General features: G+C 74.4%; 12 protein-coding genes. 6 read left to right on the forward strand and 6 right to left on the reverse strand.

Annotation, left to right across the window (positions count from 1 at the left end; all coding sequences use genetic code 11):
* Positions 1 to 53: 53 nt before the first annotated feature.
* Together QFZ75_RS02100 and QFZ75_RS02105 are read left to right on the forward strand one after the other, a co-directional pair.
* Entirely contained in the window at positions 54 to 2,669 is a 2,616-nt protein-coding gene (locus tag QFZ75_RS02100) for an alpha-L-rhamnosidase (RefSeq protein WP_307533517.1), read from the forward strand.
* A 79-nt stretch (positions 2,670 to 2,748) separates the two neighbouring features.
* On the forward strand, positions 2,749 to 5,316 hold the full coding sequence (locus QFZ75_RS02105; RefSeq protein ID WP_307533518.1) for a glycoside hydrolase family 3 protein: 2,568 nt from the start codon (positions 2,749 to 2,751) through the stop codon (positions 5,314 to 5,316).
* Positions 5,317 to 5,400: 84 nt separating this feature from the next.
* Here QFZ75_RS02105 and QFZ75_RS02110 read toward each other — a convergent pair whose 3' ends face one another.
* From QFZ75_RS02110 to QFZ75_RS02135, 6 genes are all read right to left on the reverse strand, one after another.
* The gene (locus QFZ75_RS02110) at positions 5,401 to 6,195 is read right to left on the reverse strand and encodes an SDR family NAD(P)-dependent oxidoreductase (RefSeq protein ID WP_307533519.1); all 795 of its coding nucleotides are present in this window, start codon (positions 6,193 to 6,195) and stop codon (positions 5,401 to 5,403) included.
* A gap of 91 nt (positions 6,196 to 6,286) precedes the next feature.
* Positions 6,287 to 7,861, reverse strand: a complete 1,575-nt coding sequence (locus tag QFZ75_RS02115) for an FAD-dependent oxidoreductase (RefSeq protein ID WP_307544182.1) — start codon at positions 7,859 to 7,861, stop codon at positions 6,287 to 6,289.
* 17 nt (positions 7,862 to 7,878) lie between these two features.
* Entirely contained in the window at positions 7,879 to 8,610 is a 732-nt protein-coding gene (locus QFZ75_RS02120) for a methyltransferase (protein WP_307533520.1), read from the reverse strand.
* A 101-nt stretch (positions 8,611 to 8,711) separates the two neighbouring features.
* Positions 8,712 to 9,905: a lycopene cyclase family protein gene (locus tag QFZ75_RS02125; protein ID WP_307533521.1), complete on the reverse strand. Its 1,194-nt coding sequence runs from the start codon at positions 9,903 to 9,905 to the stop codon at positions 8,712 to 8,714.
* Between the two features lie 145 nt (positions 9,906 to 10,050).
* A complete protein-coding gene (locus QFZ75_RS02130; protein ID WP_307533522.1) occupies positions 10,051 to 10,437 on the reverse strand; it encodes a hypothetical protein in 387 nt (128 codons plus the stop codon).
* A gap of 313 nt (positions 10,438 to 10,750) precedes the next feature.
* Positions 10,751 to 11,374 (reverse strand): sigma-70 family RNA polymerase sigma factor, encoded by a 624-nt coding sequence (locus tag QFZ75_RS02135; protein WP_307533523.1) that lies wholly within the window; start codon positions 11,372 to 11,374, stop codon positions 10,751 to 10,753.
* Between the two features lie 280 nt (positions 11,375 to 11,654).
* Here QFZ75_RS02135 and QFZ75_RS02140 point away from each other — a divergent pair, with 280 nt between their 5' ends.
* From QFZ75_RS02140 to QFZ75_RS02155, 4 genes are read left to right on the forward strand one after another with little or no spacing between them, the layout of a single operon-like run.
* Positions 11,655 to 13,082, forward strand: a complete 1,428-nt coding sequence (locus QFZ75_RS02140; protein ID WP_373465796.1) for a polyprenyl synthetase family protein — start codon at positions 11,655 to 11,657, stop codon at positions 13,080 to 13,082.
* Positions 13,079 to 14,692: a phytoene desaturase family protein gene (gene crtI, locus QFZ75_RS02145; protein ID WP_307533524.1), complete on the forward strand. Its 1,614-nt coding sequence runs from the start codon at positions 13,079 to 13,081 to the stop codon at positions 14,690 to 14,692. Before QFZ75_RS02140 ends, crtI begins: the two co-directional genes overlap by 4 nt.
* A complete protein-coding gene (locus tag QFZ75_RS02150; protein WP_307533525.1) occupies positions 14,689 to 15,738 on the forward strand; it encodes a phytoene/squalene synthase family protein in 1,050 nt (349 codons plus the stop codon). Before crtI ends, QFZ75_RS02150 begins: the two co-directional genes overlap by 4 nt.
* Positions 15,735 to 16,805 carry a DUF5914 domain-containing protein gene (locus tag QFZ75_RS02155; RefSeq protein ID WP_307533526.1) on the forward strand — a complete coding sequence of 357 codons (1,071 nt, stop codon included), beginning with the start codon at positions 15,735 to 15,737 and terminating at the stop codon, positions 16,803 to 16,805. The genes QFZ75_RS02150 and QFZ75_RS02155 overlap by 4 nt, the downstream gene beginning before the upstream one ends.
* Positions 16,806 to 16,966 lie beyond the last annotated feature (161 nt).

Here is a 16,966-nt window from a genome sequence, read left to right on the forward strand (position 1 = left end):
CCCCGGCCCGGCGCCGGCCGTCCGCACCCGCATCCATGGAAGGTCCCCCACCCATGTCCTCTCAGCCTGCCCCGGTCACCTTCGAGCACCTGCCCGACGGGCTCGGTACCGGTGTCGCCCGACCACGCCTGAGCTGGCGTCTCCCCCGGGGAGCAGCCGTCCAGGACGCCTACGAGATCGAACTCGACCGGGGCGGCGTCCCGCACCGCACCGGCCGGACGGCCCGGGCGGACCAGGTCCTCGTGCCCTGGCCCGGGGAGCCCCTCGACTCGCGTGAACGGGTCGGCGTACGTGTACGGGTGTGGGTGGACGGGGCCGCGGACCCGTCCGGCTGGAGCGAGCCGAGCACGGTCGAGGCCGGGCTCCTGGACGCGGCCGACTGGAGCGCCGTCCCGGTCGGCGCGGCCTGGGCCGAGGACCCCGGCACCGACCGGCGCCCGGCCCGCGTCCGCCGGAACTTCACCCTGGCCGCCCCGGTGCGCCGGGCCCGGCTGTACGTCACCGCCCACGGTGTGTACGAGGCCGAGATCAACGGCCGCCGGGTCGGCGACGACATCCTCTCGCCCGGGTGGACCGTGTACGGCGAGCGCCTGCGGTACTACACCTACGACGTCACCGAGCACCTCGTGCCGGGCGCCAACACCATCGGTGCCTGGCTCGGGGACGGCTGGTACCGCGGCCACATCGGCTTCGACGGCGGCCACCGCGACCTCTACGGCAGCGACCAGTCCCTCCTCGCCCAGCTCGAGGTCACCCACACCGACGGCACCACGACGGTCGTCGCCACCGACGGCTCCTGGCAGGCCGCGCCCGGGCCCGTCCTGTCCAGTGGCCTCTACGAGGGCGAGACCTTCGACGCACGCCTGCACGACACCGCCTGGTCCACCCCGCGAGGCGGGGCCGACGAGGCCGGGGCGTGGACCGCGGTCGCGACCCGGACCCGCGATCCCCGTACCCTGATCGCGCCCAAGGGCGCCCCCGTCCGCTGCACCCAGGAGATCGCGCCCACGACCGTCACCCGCAAGGCGGACGGCCGGTACCTCCTGGACTTCGGCCAGAACCTCGTCGGCCGGCTGCGCATCACCGTCGACGGACCCGCCGGCACCACGGTCGTCCTGCGCCACGCGGAGGTGCTCCAGGACGGCGAACTCGCCACCCGGCCCCTGCGCGGGGCGACGTCCACCGACACCTACGTCCTCGACGGCTCCGGCGCGCAGACCTGGGAACCGCGCTTCACGATCCACGGCTTCCGCTACGCCGAAGTCAGCGGCTGGCCCGGCGGGTTGACCCCGGACGACGTGACGGCCCGGGTCTACCACACCGACATGACCCGCACCGGCCGGTTCGAGTGCAGCGACCCGATGGTCAACCGGCTGCACGAGAACGTCGTGTGGAGCATGCGCGGCAACTTCGTCGACATCCCGACCGACTGCCCGCAGCGCGACGAACGCCTGGGCTGGACCGGCGACATCCAGGTCTTCGCCCCCACCGCGTCCTTCCTGTACGACTGCGCCGGCATGCTCGACTCCTGGCTGGACGACGTCGCCGTCGAGCAGCTCCCCGACGGAACGGTCCCCTGGTACGTGCCGGTCATCCCCGGCGGCCCGCAGTGGACGCCGATCCAGCCCGGTGCCGCCTGGGGCGACGTCGCCACCCTCACCCCGTGGGTGCTGTACCAGCGGTTCGGCGACCTGGAACTGCTGCGCCGTCACTTCCCCATGGGACGGGCGTGGGTGGACCTGATGGACCGGCTGGCCGGGGAGAGCCGGCTGTGGGACACCGGGCACCAGCTCGGGGACTGGCTGGACCCCATCGCCCCGCCGGAGGACCCGGCGGGCGGCCGCACCGACCGCTACCTGGTGGCCACCGCCTACTTCGCGCACTCCGCCCGCCACCTGCAGTGGTCGGCCCGGGAACTCGGGTACACGGAACTCGCCGAGCGGTACGGGCGTCTCGCGGACGACGTCACCCGCGCCTTCCGGGCCCGCCATGTGCTGCCCGGCGGCCGGATGACCAGCGACGCCCCGACCGCGTACTCGGTGGCTCTGGTCTTCGGTCTCCTGGACGACGACCGGCAGCGCCGGCAGGCGGGCGACCGCCTCGCGGAGCTGGTGCTCCAGGACGACGCCCGCATCGCCACCGGCTTCGTAGGCACCCCGCTGATCTGCGACGCGCTGACCGACACCGGGCACCTGGACGTGGCCTACCGGCTGCTGACCCAGACCGGGTGCCCGTCATGGCTCTACACCGTCTCGATGGGCGCGACCACCATCTGGGAGCGCTGGGACAGCCTCCTTCCCGACGGCACGCTCAACTCCGGCGGGATGACGTCGTTCAACCACTACGCGCTGGGTGCCGTCGCCGACTGGATGCACCGCGTCGTCGCCGGCCTCGACCTCGCCTCCCCCGGCTACCGCACCCTGCGGTTCCGGCCCCGGCCGGGCGGCGGCATCACCTGGGCCCGGGCAGAGCACGAGACGCCGTACGGCCGCGCCGCCGTCTCCTGGGAGCTGACCGACCCGGGCATGACGGACTCGGGCATGACCGCGCAGGTCACGGTCCCCGACGGCTGCCGGGGCGTGGTCGAACTGCCGGGGCACGCCCCGCTGTCCGTGGGCCCCGGTCTGCACCACCTCGACACCCGCGACCTCGAACACACCGCCGCCTGACGCCGCTCGTTCCGTCCACCACGCACCGCCTCGCGACAGAGCATCCGCCACCGCTCGAAGGATCGAAGGAGAGTGTGAAGTGACCCGTCCCAGAGGTATGTCCCGGCGCGAAGCCGTGGCCGTGTCCGTAGCCGCCCTGGGAGGAGCCGCGGCGCTGACCGCCGGCCTCCCCACCACGGCCGCCGCCGCACCGCCGGCCACCCCGGCCGGTCCGGCCGCGGCCGGCCGTCCGTGGCGCGACCGGAAGAAGTCCGCCGCCCGCAGGGCCGACGCCCTTCTCGGTGCCATGACGCTCCAGGAGCGGATCACGCTCGTCACGGCCGTCGAGGTGGCCGACTTCGAGCCCCTGGCACACCTCGGCATCCCGGCCATGACCCGCGTGGACGCCTCCGACGGCCTGCGCGGCGACACCGGCGTGACGGCCTTCCCCGCCCCCAACGCGCTGGCGGCGACGTTCGACACCGACCTGGCCGAGCGCTACGGCGCCGCCATCGGCGCCGAGGCGCGTGGCAAGGGCTGGAACGTGCTGCTCGGCCCCACCGTCGACATCGACCGCAATCCCCGCAACGGCCGCGAGGCCGAGTCGTACGGCGAGGACCCCCTGGTCAACGGTCTGATCGGGGCGGCGGTCACCCGCGGTTTCCAGAGCAACGACGTCATCGCGCAGATCAAGCACTTCACCGTCTACAACCAGGAGGAGGGCCGCAACACCCTCGACGTGAAGGTCTCCGAGCGGGCCCTGCGCGAGGTCCACTACCCGGCCTTCGAGCACACCCTCCGGGACGGCGGGGCCCTGTCGGTCATGGGCTCCTACCCGAGGGTCAACGGGGTGTACGCCTGCGAGAACCCGCACCTGATCGGCGCCCTGAAGACCGACCTGGGGCTCAAGGGCTATCTCGGCACCGACTACCACCCGTCCGGGGACCGCGTAGCGGAGATCAACGCCGGCGTCGACTCCGCCGCCCTCATCCCCGACACCCCGAAGGCCGCCTTCACCGACGGCCGGATCCCGCGGGAGCGCACCCAAGACGCCGCGTGGCGCATCCTGTACGCGCTGTTCGCCTCCGGGGCCTACGACAACCCGCTGCCGGACGGGCCCGCCGACGTGGTGACCACCGCGGCGCACCAGACCCTGGCCCGCATCACCGGTGAGCGGGCCACCGTCCTGCTGAAGCACGAGGGCGGGCTGCTGCCCCTGTCGAAGCAGACGACCGTCGCCGTGATCGGCCCGGCGGGCAAGGACACCACGACCGGCGTGGAGGGCTCCTCGTACGTCGATCCGGGCGACTTCACCACGGCACTGGACGCCGTCACCGCCAAGGCCGGGCCCTCCCGGATCCTGTTCTCCCAGGGCAGCCTCGGTGACGTCGCCCTGCCCACGATCCCCGGTTCCGTCTTCACCACACCCGACGGCGGGCCCGGCCTGCGCGCCGTTTTCCACGCGGGCGAGGACCTCTCCGGCAGCCCGCTCACCACCACCACGACGGCGAACATCGACTTCCGCGGCGGCAATCCGGTCGGCGGTCTGCCCGCCAGGTGGTCGGCCCGCTGGACCGGCCGCATCACCCCGCCCGCCACCGGCCCGGTCCGCATCTCCACCCTGCTGGCGGGCGCCGCGAAGATCGTCGTGGACGGCGTCACCCTCCTCGACGAGTCCCGCTTCCTCTGGGACTCCTTCTTCGGCCCCAAGGAGAGCGCGATCGGTGGTGTCGTCGATCTCACCGGCGGCAGGGCCGTCGACATCACGGTCGAGTACAGCACCAGGGACGCCGGCTTCCGGGGTCCCGGTATGACACTGGGCTGGCAGCCCGAGTCGCTCATACCGGCCGCCGTCGCGGCGGCGGGGAAGGCCGACGCGGCGGTGGTGTTCGTCAACAACTGCACCGGTGAGGCCTTCGACCGCGACAACCTCTCCCTGCCCGGCGACCAGGACCGGCTCGTCGAAGCCGTCGCCGCGGTCAACCCGCGCACGATCGTCGTCCTCAACACCTCGGGCCCCGTGCTCATGCCGTGGCTCGGCAAGGTGAAGGGCGTGCTGCAGGCCTGGTACCAGGGCGCGGCGACCGGCACGAGTATCGCCAACGTGCTCTACGGCGACGCGGAGCCCGGCGGCCGTCTCCCGGTCACCTTCCCCGCCGACGAGCACCAGGGACCCACCACCTACACCGGCGCCAAGAACGACGACGACGCCAACGGCATCACGTACGACGAAGGCATCCACGTCGGCTACAAGTGGTACGTCAAGCACCGCGCCGAGCCCCTCTTCCCCTTCGGCCACGGCCTGTCGTACACCTCCTTCCGGTACGAGGGGGCACGCGTGCGCGGCCTGGGCCGCGGGGACGCGGCCGCCGAGGTCACGGTCGGGGTCCGCAACACCGGCCGCCGCAGCGGGTCCGACGTCGTCCAGGTCTACATCGGCCACCTGCCGACCAGGACGGACACCCCGGCCAGGACGCTCGTCGGCTTCGCCCGCGTCGACCTGGGGCCGGGCGAGCGCGGGACCGCCGGTGTCACCGTGAGCCGGCGGGCGCTCTCCTACTGGAACGAGGACAGGGCCCGCTGGGTGACTCCCGCGGGCCGGGTCCCGGTCTACGCGGGGCGTTCGGTCGCCGACCTCGACCTCGTGGGCAGCATCACCGTGAGGTAGCCCGCCGCGTCGCCGTCGCCGCCTTCCGCCCTCACCGCCGCCGGGCGGGGGCGGCGGGGGCGGACCCGTACGGCCGGGCGCGTGTCACGGCAGGATGGAGTCGACGTATCCGCCGTCGACGCGCAGCGCGCCCCCGGTGGTGGCGGACGCCTGGTCGGAGCTGAGGTAGACGACCATGTTGGCGATCTCCTCCGGTTCGATCAGCCGCTGCAGCAGTGACTGCGGCCGGTGCTCCCGCATGAACACGCGCTGGGCCTCGTCCCACGGCAGGTCCCGGTCGACGAGCCCGTACACGAAGTCCTCGACGCCGCCGGTGTGGGTGGGGCCCGCGATCACCGAGTTCACCGTGACGCCCGTGCCCGCCGCCTGCTTCGCGAATCCCCGGCCGACCGCGAGCAGGGCGGTCTTCGACATGCCGTAGTGGATCATCTCCGCGGGAATGACGACGGCCGAGTCACTGGCGATGTTCTGGACCCGCCCCCAGCCTCGTTCCGTCATCCCCGGCAGGTACGAACGGATCAGCCGCACGGCGGCCAGGACGTTGACCTCGAAGTAGCGCCGCCATTCGTCGTCGGTGATCTCCAGCGGGTCCGCGGACCCGAAGATGCCGAAGTTGTTGACGAGGATGTCCACCCGCGGCAGGGCGTCCACGACCTGCGCGGCGCCCTCCTCCGTGGTCACGTCCGCCGCCACGGGCACCACGTCCGCGCCGGGCACCTGCTCGGCGAGCCCGGCCGCGCTCTCCTCGGTACGCCGGGCGTTCCGGCCGTTGACGGCGACACGGGCGCCGGCCCCGGCCAGACCGGCGGCGATCGCCGCCCCGATGCCCTGGGTGGAGCCGGTGACCAACGCCGTGCGGCCCGTCAGATCGATACGCATCCCAGCGCCCTTTCCGTATGCGTCCATCGGCAGTCGACTGCGTCCGTCGGCAGTCGGCATGGGCCGGTCGGGTACCCCTTCGGGCCCGGCGTCACCCGAACCGCGCGAGACGGCGCAGTACGGCGCTGCGTCCGCGGTCGGGGACGGTCCACAGGGTCTGGCCCGTGACCCCCCAGCGCTCCAGCAGTGCGTTGGCCGCGAGGAAACCGCTGGTGGCCGCGCGTTCCATGAGCGCCACGGGCAGTTCGGTGCGGACCAGGTCGCCGGCCACCACCAGTCCGGGGTCGGGGGTGCGGACGGTGGGACGGTCGGCGTATCCGCCGACGGGGAACAGCGGGCAGTCGGCCCGCCACTCGTGGCGTTCGTCGACCACCTTCGCGGTACGCGTCTCCGGGTACACCTGGTGCAGCCGTTCCAGCAGGCGCTTCTGCTCCACGTCGCGGACCGCGTCGTCGGACAGGGCGTAGGCGTGCAGTTCCACGACGGAGCCGCCGGTGCGGGAGGCCCAGCGGGCCGCCTCCCCCTCCCAGCGCTCCAGCACACTGACGTTGTCGAGGGACCCGTACCCGCTGGTGCCGAGGAAGCCGGGCCGGTCGGCCGCGACGGGGCGGTCCAGCCACAGGCGGGAGACGAGGAACGGCGGCGCGGTGCGCAGCCGGGCCGTCCGCCCGCGCCACGCGGCGTCGCCCAGGAGCGGGGAGCGTGCGACGAGGCCGCCGAGACCTCCCGCGTCCAGGGCCAGGACGACCGTGTCGTGGCGCCGTTCGTCCGTGCCCGTGGCGACGTGGAAGCCGCCGTCCGCAGTGGGGTCGACCGTCTCGACGGAGGTGCCGGTGCGCAGGTCGACGCCGTGGCCGTCCAGGTAGCCGGCGAGCGGTTCCCACAGGGCGGTGGGGAAGGGCTCGTCGGGTACGTCGAAGAGCAGGCCCTCGGAGGAGCCGAGGAAGTAGATGTGGAACATCAGCACCATCTCCGCCGCGGACAGCCGGCGGGGGTCGGCGAAGAAGCTCCGGGAGAACACCTCGAACGCGAGGTGGTGGGCGGCCTCGGGGAAGCGGATCGACTCGAGGAAGTCGTGGGCGCTGACGCCGTCGAGCCGCTCGTACACCTCGGGGACGCGGACGTCGAGGAGGGGCAGTGCGGCGACCGGGTTCATCCGTACGAGGTCCCGCAGCCCGAAGGTGGGGCTCAGGGCGACGAATCCGAGGGCGCTGAACGGCGGGGTGCGCGGCACGTGCCGGAAGCTGTCGTGCAGGCCGCTGCCGTGCCGCAACGGATAGTCGGGCAGTCCGCGCAGACGGTCGAGTCCCGGATCGGTACGCCGCAGCAGTCCGCGCAGGTTGTAGTACTGGCGGAAGAAGGCGTGGAAACCGCGGCTCATGGTCACGGTGCTGCCGTCGGAGAGACCGGTCCGCCAGCCGGCCAGACGTCCGCCGAGGGTGGGTTCCCGTTCGTACAGCGTGACCCGTACGCCTCGTTCGGCCAGGGCCGTGGCTGCCGCCAGCCCGGCGATGCCGCCGCCCACGACGGCGGTCGTCATGGGGCGGTCGCCGGTGAAGCGCGGCGCGCCCGGCGCGGGGAGGATCGTGCGGGCGCGCCGGTCCCTGCCGCGCCGGGCGGCGTCCGGCCGCCGGGGCTCGGCGACCGGACGCCGGGAGACGGTCATCGGCCCGCGCGGCACGCTCATCGGTCGGCCTCCGCCGCGGTGCCCGGGCGGCGGGCGACGAACGTGTGGGTGATGCCGGTCTGCCAGCCGGGCAGGGGCAGCACCCGGACGTCCTGGAAGCCGGCCGCGCGGACCCGGGCGGCGAAGTCGCCCGCGGTGTCGAACTCCACGACGCTGCGCCACAGATGGCGGTAGAGGGTGCCGTCGCCCAGCGCGGTGGCGACGGGCAGGACGAGGCCCCGGCACACGCCCGTCCACACCGCGCGGTGGGAGGACCGGCCGCTGAGGGTGTACTCGTGCACCGCCAGCCGGCCCGCCGGGGCCAGTGCCTCGCGCACGGAGGAGAGCACCGCGTCGGGGTCGGCGACGTTCCGGAAGAGGTAGGCGGCGAACACCGCGTCGAACGGTCCGCGTACGCCCGCTTCCGCCAGCCGTTCGGCGGGGGCCCGTACGAAGCTCACCCCGTCCCGCCACGGTTTGGCCGCCGCGCGCTCCAGCATGCCCGCGGAGGCGTCGACCGCGGTGATCTCGGCACCGGGCAGGACCGCGGCCAGCGCGGCCGTCGAGGCACCGGTGCCGCATCCCAGGTCCAGCACGCGCAGGCCGGTGCCGCCGTCGGCGAGGCCCAGCCGGCGCACCGAGCGGCGCAGGTGGGCGTGGTAGCCGGGGTTGGCGGCCACCAGCGTGTCGTAGCTGCGAGAGGCGTGGTCGAACGCGGCGGCCAGATCCTCGTCGCGCAGCAGGGTCATACGGTCTCCTCGGTCGGGTTCGGGTTCGGGTTCGGGTTCGAGGTCGGGGTCGGGTGCACGGGTTTCCTTCGTGCCTGGGCGGGGCCGGGGCGGGCCGGTGGTCAGGGCCCGGGGAAGGGTCTGCGGGGGAGCCAGGACAGCTCCGCTGCGGAGCGGAGCATGGGCAGGACGGGCGTACGGAGGCCGAGGGAGAGGTCCTCGTGGAGGCGGGTGCCGCCGTCGAGGAAGCGCAGCAGCCGCTCCATCGGCACCCTGGTGAACAGGCGTGCGAAGAACGCGGCACCGTCGACCCGTCCGCTGTCCAGGGCCCGCAGCATCACCGCGTCCATGGCGCGCGAGCGGGCCGAGTGGGCGGGCGGGGGCATCGGGTGGCGGCCCGCCCTCAGGGCGTCCGCGACGGCTCGCGTCTGGCGCTGCACGGCGGAGAAGGTGTAGCCGGTGGACGGCCGGGTGGCGCCCCCCGCGGCGCCGATGCGGAAGACCGAGGGCGCCGACCGCCGGGCGAAGCGCGCGTCGGTCATGGGGATCACGCCGGTCTCGGTCGAGGTGATCTCGAAGTCGCCGAGCCGCAGCACGTCGTCGGCGTAACGGCGCAGGGCGAGGTCGTAGGCCGACCGGGACAGCACGGCACCGGAGAACTCGGTGTACTCCACCAGGGCTTCCCGCGGGCCGGTGGGCAGGACGTACCCGAAGGCGAGTCCGCGCTCGGGCTGCGGGACCCGGAAGTCCATCAGTTCCACCGTGCCGGGGTCGAACACCGGCTCGCCGGTGCGGACGAACCAGCCCTGGAAGTGCTGCAGCAGGGTCGTACGGGCGGTCGGCAGGCTGCCCAGCGGCCGGGAGTCGAAGACCCAGCGGGCGCGCACCGTCACGGGGCGGCCCCGGTCGTCGCGGGCGCGGATCTCGGCCCCGTCGGTGATGCCGTCCACGGTCTCGACGGTCGCCTCGATCCGGCGGACGTCGCCGCCGCGCGCCAGATCGCGGGCCACGAGGCGCTCGAAGTCGTCGGAGCGGAGCATCTTGTAGGTGAGGGGCGCGATGTCGTCCTGCGCGGGCCGGCCCGCGGGGGTGTGGACCCGCAGCCGCCGCCAGGAGGCGGTCAGGGCGGCGTCGTACGGTCCGGGGCCCTCCTCCCAGAAGCACCACGTCCGGCCGGGCGGGCGGAGCGGGCCGGGCGGGGCGTCCACCAGGACCGTCGGCACCCGTCGCGCCCCGGGGGCGGGGCGGGCGAGCCGGTGGGCCAGGGACAGACCCGCGGCTCCCGCGCCCACGATGGCCACCTCGGCGTCCAGCACGAACCGCTCCCTCCCTGCGCGTCCCACCGGCGGTGCGCGGCCGGCCGGTGACCTGTCGAAAGCCTTCCCTCCGCGGGGCCCGCGCGGATGCAGGTACGGCCAGGTTGTCGCACGGGGTGGAGTGCGGGCGGCCTCGGTCCTCGGCTCAGGTCCGCGGACGGCGGGGGCGGACGAGCCGGCGGAAGAGGACCCGCAGCACGGCGGACGCGCCCCGCAGGACCTGGCGCCCGGCACGCAGCAGCAGGTTCCGGACGGCCGGGCACGGACCCGGCGGGGTACGTGCGCGGTCGGCGGCCACATGCGCCCGCACCTGGTCCCACACCCTCGGGGACGGCGCCTGCAGTACGTCGCCCGGGTAGGTCAGACGGCCGGCCTCCACGACGCGTTCGTAGGCGGTGAGCCGCTCGCGGCACAGAGGGCACACGCTCAGGTGACGGGCGGCGGGAGCGCTCCACGCGGTCCGGCCGCCGTCGAGGGCGTGGACGGCGAGTTCCGCGTTCGGAATGTGGCACGGCGCCCGTTGGTCGGCCACACCGTCACCTCCTCACGGCCTGACGCGCAGGCCTAGGGACCCTGTCACCGTGCCCGCGTTCGAGGGAGCTGAGGGCCGGTCGGTGTCAGCCCCTTTACGGGCCGGGCCCCGCCCCCGGATGCAGGAGCCGGCGGCCGATGCGCGGACCGGGAGGGGTGGCAGGGGTCGTGCGGGGCGACAGGGCCGGGCGGTGGGTGTGTCCGGCGGTGGGTGCGTGTCCGGCCGGTGCCGCCGGACCGGTCGGCGGGAAATCGGCCCGCTGTTTCGCCGCATCGTTTCTGCAGCGGATCGGCTCGGCACCCCGGTGCGGCGGTCACTCCACGTGACCTCGTACGCCGTCGTCCTGGAGGCAGTTGCCGAGCCGGTGGAGGCCGCGTCTGGCGTGGCTCTTGACGGTGCCCAGCGGCCAGCCCGTGAGTTCGGCGATCTGCGTGTGCGTCAGGTCGTCGTAGAAGGCGAGGGTGAGCACGCGGCGCTGGGCGTCCGGCAGCTTGGCGAGTTCGTGGCCAAGGAGGACCCGGTCGAGCACGGCGGCCTGGGCGTCGTGGTCCGTGGGCGCGACGGACATCCTGGCCCCGGCCGCCGCGACGAGGTGCGCCCGCCGGGTGCGCGCCGACAGCGCGTCGGCGACCTTCCGGCGGGTGATGCCGACGAGCCAGGCACCCAGGGCGCCCCGGTCCGGGGCGAATCCCGCACGTCCGCGCCACGCGGCCAGGAACACCGTCTGCGTGACGTCCTCCGCCTCCCGGACGTCCCCGAGGGAGCGCTGCGCCAGGGTGTACACCAGGGCGCCCCACCGGCGGTAGAGGGCGGCCAGGCACTCCTCGTCACCCTCCGCGAACCGCGTGGCGAGCTCCTCGTCGGCCAGGTGCTCCTCCGCCGGAGCCCACAGCGGGATGTCGTCCAGGGCCTGCTCCGTGACCTGCTGTGCGGACATGATGTCTGCTCCTCGTGTGGGCTGAGCTCGGTGCATTCCGCGGGGGTACCCCTCTTCGCCCACCCCACGGGTGTCGGTCGGTCGTCGGCCGCCGGGGCGGCTCCTGCCCCCTCACCCTGCGAGAACCGAAAGCGGTGCAACAACTTGCATCGTCTCTGCATCACTTCCCGCCGGCCGAGAACTGATCGCACGTTGTCGCCCGTCCGGCGCATCCATGAGTGCCTCTGCCGAGGAAAGCGTTCAGTCAGACACATATGCGATCGCGACGAGAGGACCCGGGATGCGCTCCAGCGAGGCGAAGGACCACTCGGTGGCCGGGGCAGCCTCCGGCCCTCATCCGGAGCCCCCGCCCCCGCATTCCGAGCACACGCGCGGCTCCGCGGGCGGCGTACGCGGCTGCGCGGGCGGCACCGCGCGCCCCGGGGGCGGCCGCCCCGGTCCGGGCAGGCTCATGGAGGATCCCCGCTTCCCGCAGTCCCCGCCGGACATGGACGATCTGCACGTCATCGACAGTGATGTGTCCGCGGCCGTGGGGCGTGTCCTGGAGGACCATCTGGCCGAACGGGTGGAGCGGGCCTGTGCCCTCGACCCGGTGTTCGGCCGCGATCTGGCCGAACGCGTCGCGCGGTTCACCCTGGACGGCGGCAAGCGCATGCGTTCCCGGTTCGTGTGGTGGGCCCTGCGCGCCTGCGGTGGCGGCCCGCGCGAGGCGGAGGCCGCCCTGCGCGTCGGCGCGGCCCTCGAACTGATCCAGACCGGCGCCCTGGTCCACGACGACGTGATGGACGACGCGCGGCTGCGCCGGGGACGGCCCGCCCTGCACGTGGACGTCGCCGCCCAGTACGCCGACACCGTGCCGCAGGCGCTCGGTCCGCGGTTCGGCGAGGCCGCGGCGATCCTCGCCGGTGACCTGTCCCTGGCCTGGGCGGACGACCTCGTGGCGACCGTCGGCACGGCGCAGGTGGCCGTACGCGACCTGTGGAGCGCCATGCGCACCGAGATGGTGGCCGGGCAGTACCTGGACCTGCACGGCCAGGCCACCGCCTCCCGCTCCCTGGCCCGCGCGATCCGTGCCGCCTGCCTCAAGAGCGCCCTGTACTCCGTGGAGCGTCCGCTGGCGCTCGGCGCCGCGCTCGCCGGAGCGGACCCCGCGCGCGGCGAGGCGCTGTGCGCGGCGGGCCGGCGCGTCGGCATCGCCTTCCAGCTGCGCGACGACCTGGCCGACGTCTTCGGCGACCCCCGGCGCACCGGCAAACCCGTGGGCGGCGACATCCGCGCGGGCAAGCCCACCTATCTGGTCGCCCTGGCGCAGGCCCGGGCCGAGGCGACCGGGGACCGGCACGGCCTGGCCGTGCTGCGGCGGTCGCTCGGCCGCGCCGACCTGTCCGACAGCCGTCTGGAGGAGGTCCGTGACGTGCTGGTCACGACCGGCGCCCGCGCCGTCGTCGAAGCAAGGATCGAACGGCTGGTCACCCAGGGCATGCGCCACCTGCAGTCCGTCCCGCTGGAGCCGGAGGGCCGGCAGCGGCTGCGCGACCTGCTGCACGCCACGGCCGGCACGACCCCCGCCACCCCGTCGTCCGCGGCGGCCGCACCGGTGGCACCCGCCGGGGCCCCACCGGGCGAGGCCCCACCGCCCGGGACGCAGGACGACGGCACGCACACCTCGTTCCTGCTCGCCGCGGGTGCCGAGGGGGCTGTCCGATGACCAGGAACATCCCCGGACGTACGGACCATGTCGTGGTGGTCGGCGCCGGGCTCTCCGGTCTCGCCGCCGCCCTGCACCTGCTCGGCGCGGGCCGCCGGGTCACCGTCGTGGAACGCGACGACCTGCCCGGGGGCCGCGCCGGACGCCTGGAGCGCGGCGGCTACCGCATGGACACCGGCCCCACCGTGCTGACCATGCCCGACCTGGCCGACGAGGCCTTCGCCGCGGTGGGCGGGAACCTGCGCGACCGCGTCGACCTGATCCCCCTGCACCCGGCCTACCGGGCGCTCTTCGCCGACGGCAGCGGCATCGACGTACACACCGGAGCGGAGGCGATGGAGGCCGAGGTCGAGCGGTTCGCGGGGGCCTCGGAGGCCGCGGGCTACCGGCGGCTGCGCCGGTGGCTGGAACAGCTGTACCGGGCGCAGATGCGGCACTTCATCGACACGAACTTCGACTCGCCCTTCCAGCTGCTGACTCCCGACCTGGCGCGGCTGGCGGCGCTCGGCGGTTTCGGGCGGCTGGACGCGCGGATCGGGCGGTACCTGCGCGACGAGCGACTGCGCCGGGTCTTCTCCTTCCAGTCGCTGTACGCCGGGGTCCCGCCGAAGCAGGCCCTCGCCGCGTACGCCATGATCGCCTACATGGACACCGTCGCCGGCGTGTACTTCCCGCGCGGCGGCATGCACGCCCTGCCGCAGGCCATGGCGGACGCCGCCGCTCAGGCGGGCGCCGACCTGCGCTTCGGGCAGGACGTCACCCGGCTGGAGCGCTCGGGCGACCGCGTCACCGCCGTCGTCACCGACCAGGGACGCATCGCGTGCGACGCCGTGGTCCTCACCCCGGACCTGCCGGTCGCCTACCGCCTCCTCGGCCACACACCGCGCCGGCCCCTGCGGATCAGGCACGCGCCGTCGGCCGTCGTCCTGCACGCCGGCACCGACCGGACCTGGCCCGGACTCGCCCACCACACGCTGTCCTTCGGCGCCGCCTGGCACGGCACCTTCGACGAACTCACCCGCACCGGCGACCTGATGAGCGACCCCTCGCTGCTCATCACCCGTCCGACCGCCACCGACCCCGCCCTCGCCCCGCCCGGCCGCCACCTCCACTACGTCCTGGCCCCCTGCCCCAACACCGACATCGGACCGGACGCCGCCGCCTGGGGCGACCTCGCCCCGCGCTACCGCGACAGCGTCCTGCGGGAGCTGGAGCAGCGCGGGTTCGACGGCTTCGCCGACGCGATCGAGGAGGAAACCCTGGTCACACCGGCCGACTGGCACGCCCAGGGACACGCGGCGGGCACGCCCTTCTCCGCCGCCCACACCTTCGCGCAGACCGGTCCGTTCCGGCCGCGCAACCTCGTCCGCGGCACCGAGAACGCCGTACTCGCCGGCTGCGGCACCACGCCGGGCGTCGGCGTCCCGACCGTACTGCTGTCCGGCAAGCTCGCCGCGGCCCGGATCACCGGGCGGCACACGGCTCCCGCCCCGAGGCGCGGACGCGCCGCACCGGCGGCACCGGCCGCGCTCACCGTGCCGACCACACCGACAGCGCCGACATCCACAGCACCCACAGCACCCACAGCACCGGAAGGAAACCGCCGATGACCGTCCGCGAACTCGACGCGGCAGGCATCACCGAGCCCGTCCTGCGCGACGCCTACACCCGGTGCCGCCGGCTCAACGCCCGGCACGGCAGGACCTACTTCCTCGCCACCCGGCTGCTGCCCGTGGAGCGGCGTCCCGCCGTCCACGCCCTCTACGGCTTCGCCCGCTGGGCGGACGACATCGTCGACGACCTGGACCAGGACATCCCGGCCCGGCGCCGCGCGGCGGACCTCGCCCGTCTGCACGAGGACCTGGAGCGGGGCCTCAGGGACGGGGACAGCACCGAACCCGTGGTCCTCGCACTCGCCGACACGGCCCGGCGGTACGACATCGACCACCGGCACTTCAGTGATTTCATGGCGTCGATGCGCAGCGACCTGGAGGTCACCGACTACCCGACGTACGACGACCTGCGCGCGTACATGCACGGTTCCGCGGCGGTCATCGGGCTGCAGATGCTGCCGATCCTCGGCACCGTGGTCCCGCGCGAGGAGGCCGCCCCGCACGCGGCCGCCCTGGGCGTCGCCTTCCAGCTGACCAACTTCCTGCGCGACGTCGGCGAGGACCTCGACCGCGGACGCGTCTACCTGCCCGCCGACCTGCTCGGCGCGCACGGCGTCGACCGGGAACTGCTGACGTGGAGCCGCTCCACCGGCCGCCGCGACCCGCGCATCACCGGGGCGCTGAAGGCCGCCGAGGACCTCACCCGCGGTGTCTACCGCGAGGCGGCACCCGGGCTCGCGATGCTCGACCCGGTGGCACGTCCCTGCATCCGCACGGCCTTCGTGCTGTACGGCGGCATCCTGGACGCCGTCGCCGACGACGGCCACTCGGTACTGCACCGCCGGGCCGTGGTCCCCCGGCGCCGGCGCGCCGCGGTGGCCGTCGACGGGCTCGTCCGCCTGCTGGCCGCCCGGGCCGGGACGCGCGAGCGGCACACCGTGCGGCCCGTGCCCCCTCAACTGCCGCCCCCGGCGACCCTGGGGAGGCCCGCTGCCGCCGGGGCCTCCCCCGCTCCCACGTCGCTGCAGGAGGAGATCGCGTGAGCCCCGACCGTGATCGCGGGCGTCCCGGCCGTGCCGACCGCGCCGTCCGTCGCGGGCGGTTCCCCCTGTCGCTGCGCAAGAACCCGGTGGCCTGGGAACGGCAGCGCCCGACCTGGCGCGAGGCCCGCCCGGCGGTGATCTCCGAGGCCCTGAAACGGGCGCAGGCGCGGCCCTCGGGCAACTGGTTCGTCGTCGGCTCCAGCCGGAGCGTCCGCGACGACCGGCCGCTGGCCCGGACCGTCGGCGGACGGGAGGTCGTCGTCTGGCGCGACGACAGCGGCCGACTGGTCGCCGGCCCCGGCGTCTGCCCGCACCTGGGCGCCCCGCTCCGGGACAGCCCGGTGCGCTGCGGCACCCTGGTCTGCCACTGGCACGGACTCGCCCTGCGCGGCACGGCGTTCGCGGGCTGGGAGCCCCTGCCCGTGCACGACGACGGCATCCTGGTCTGGGTGCGCCTGGACGACATCGGCGGCGAACCGCCCCTGGACGCACCGGTGGTGCCGGCGCGGCCCGCCCCGGCGGACGCGGTGTCGGCCGTGTACGTGGGCTTCGGCACGTGCGAGCCGCAGGACATCGTGGCCAACCGGCTGGACCCCTGGCACGGGGCCTGGTTCCATCCGTACTCCTTCGTCGACCTGACCGTCGTCGACACTCCCCCGGCGACGGAGGGCACCGGGGGCACGGAGGCGGGGGCAGCACCGGCGGACGGCTTCGCCGTCGATGTCTCCTTCAAGCTCGCCGGGCGTCTCGTCGTACCGGTACGGGCGGTGTTCACCGCACCCGAGCCCCGCACCGTCGTCATGCACATCACGGAGGGCGAGGGGCAGGGCTCGGTCGTCGAGACGCATGCGACCCCGCTCGGCTCCGACGACCGCGGCAGGCCGCGGACCGCGGTGGTGGAGGCCGTCGTGGCGGCGTCGGACCGCACCGGATTCGCCGTCGCCCGCAGGATGGCACCGGTACTGCGACCACTCGTACGGGCCGCCGCCGGACGGCTGTGGCGCGACGACCTGGCCTACGCGGAACGCCGCTGGCAGTTGCGCTCGACGGGACGCTTCCCTGGCTGAGCCGCCCGGCCCCGCTCCGTCCCGGCCTGCCCCGGCCGGCCGGCCGGGTGACAGCCGCACGTGCCACAGCCCGATGTTTTCTGAGCGCATCCGTTCGTCCCTGTGCGACAGAAGATCATGCGAGCCATGCGGACTGCCGAGAGTCCGCACAGCGTGCGAAA

It is taken from the genome of Streptomyces sp. V3I8 (genome assembly GCF_030817535.1).
Classification (GTDB): domain Bacteria; phylum Actinomycetota; class Actinomycetes; order Streptomycetales; family Streptomycetaceae; genus Streptomyces.

Bases quoted from the DNA above. Each gene is read 5' to 3' on its own strand.
- QFZ75_RS02100 (WP_307533517.1), top strand. From the start codon at position 54: ATGTCCTCTCAGCCTGCCCCGGTCACCTTCGAGCACCTGCCCGACGGG.
- crtI (WP_307533524.1), top strand. From the start codon at position 13,079: ATGACCAGGAACATCCCCGGACGTACGGACCATGTCGTGGTGGTCGGC.
- QFZ75_RS02140 (WP_373465796.1), top strand. From the start codon at position 11,655: ATGCGCTCCAGCGAGGCGAAGGACCACTCGGTGGCCGGGGCAGCCTCC.
- QFZ75_RS02115 (WP_307544182.1), bottom strand. From the start codon at position 7,861: ATGACCGTCTCCCGGCGTCCGGTCGCCGAGCCCCGGCGGCCGGACGCC.
- QFZ75_RS02110 (WP_307533519.1), bottom strand. From the start codon at position 6,195: ATGCGTATCGATCTGACGGGCCGCACGGCGTTGGTCACCGGCTCCACC.
- QFZ75_RS02135 (WP_307533523.1), bottom strand. From the start codon at position 11,374: ATGTCCGCACAGCAGGTCACGGAGCAGGCCCTGGACGACATCCCGCTG.
- QFZ75_RS02150 (WP_307533525.1), top strand. From the start codon at position 14,689: ATGACCGTCCGCGAACTCGACGCGGCAGGCATCACCGAGCCCGTCCTG.
- QFZ75_RS02120 (WP_307533520.1), bottom strand. From the start codon at position 8,610: ATGACCCTGCTGCGCGACGAGGATCTGGCCGCCGCGTTCGACCACGCC.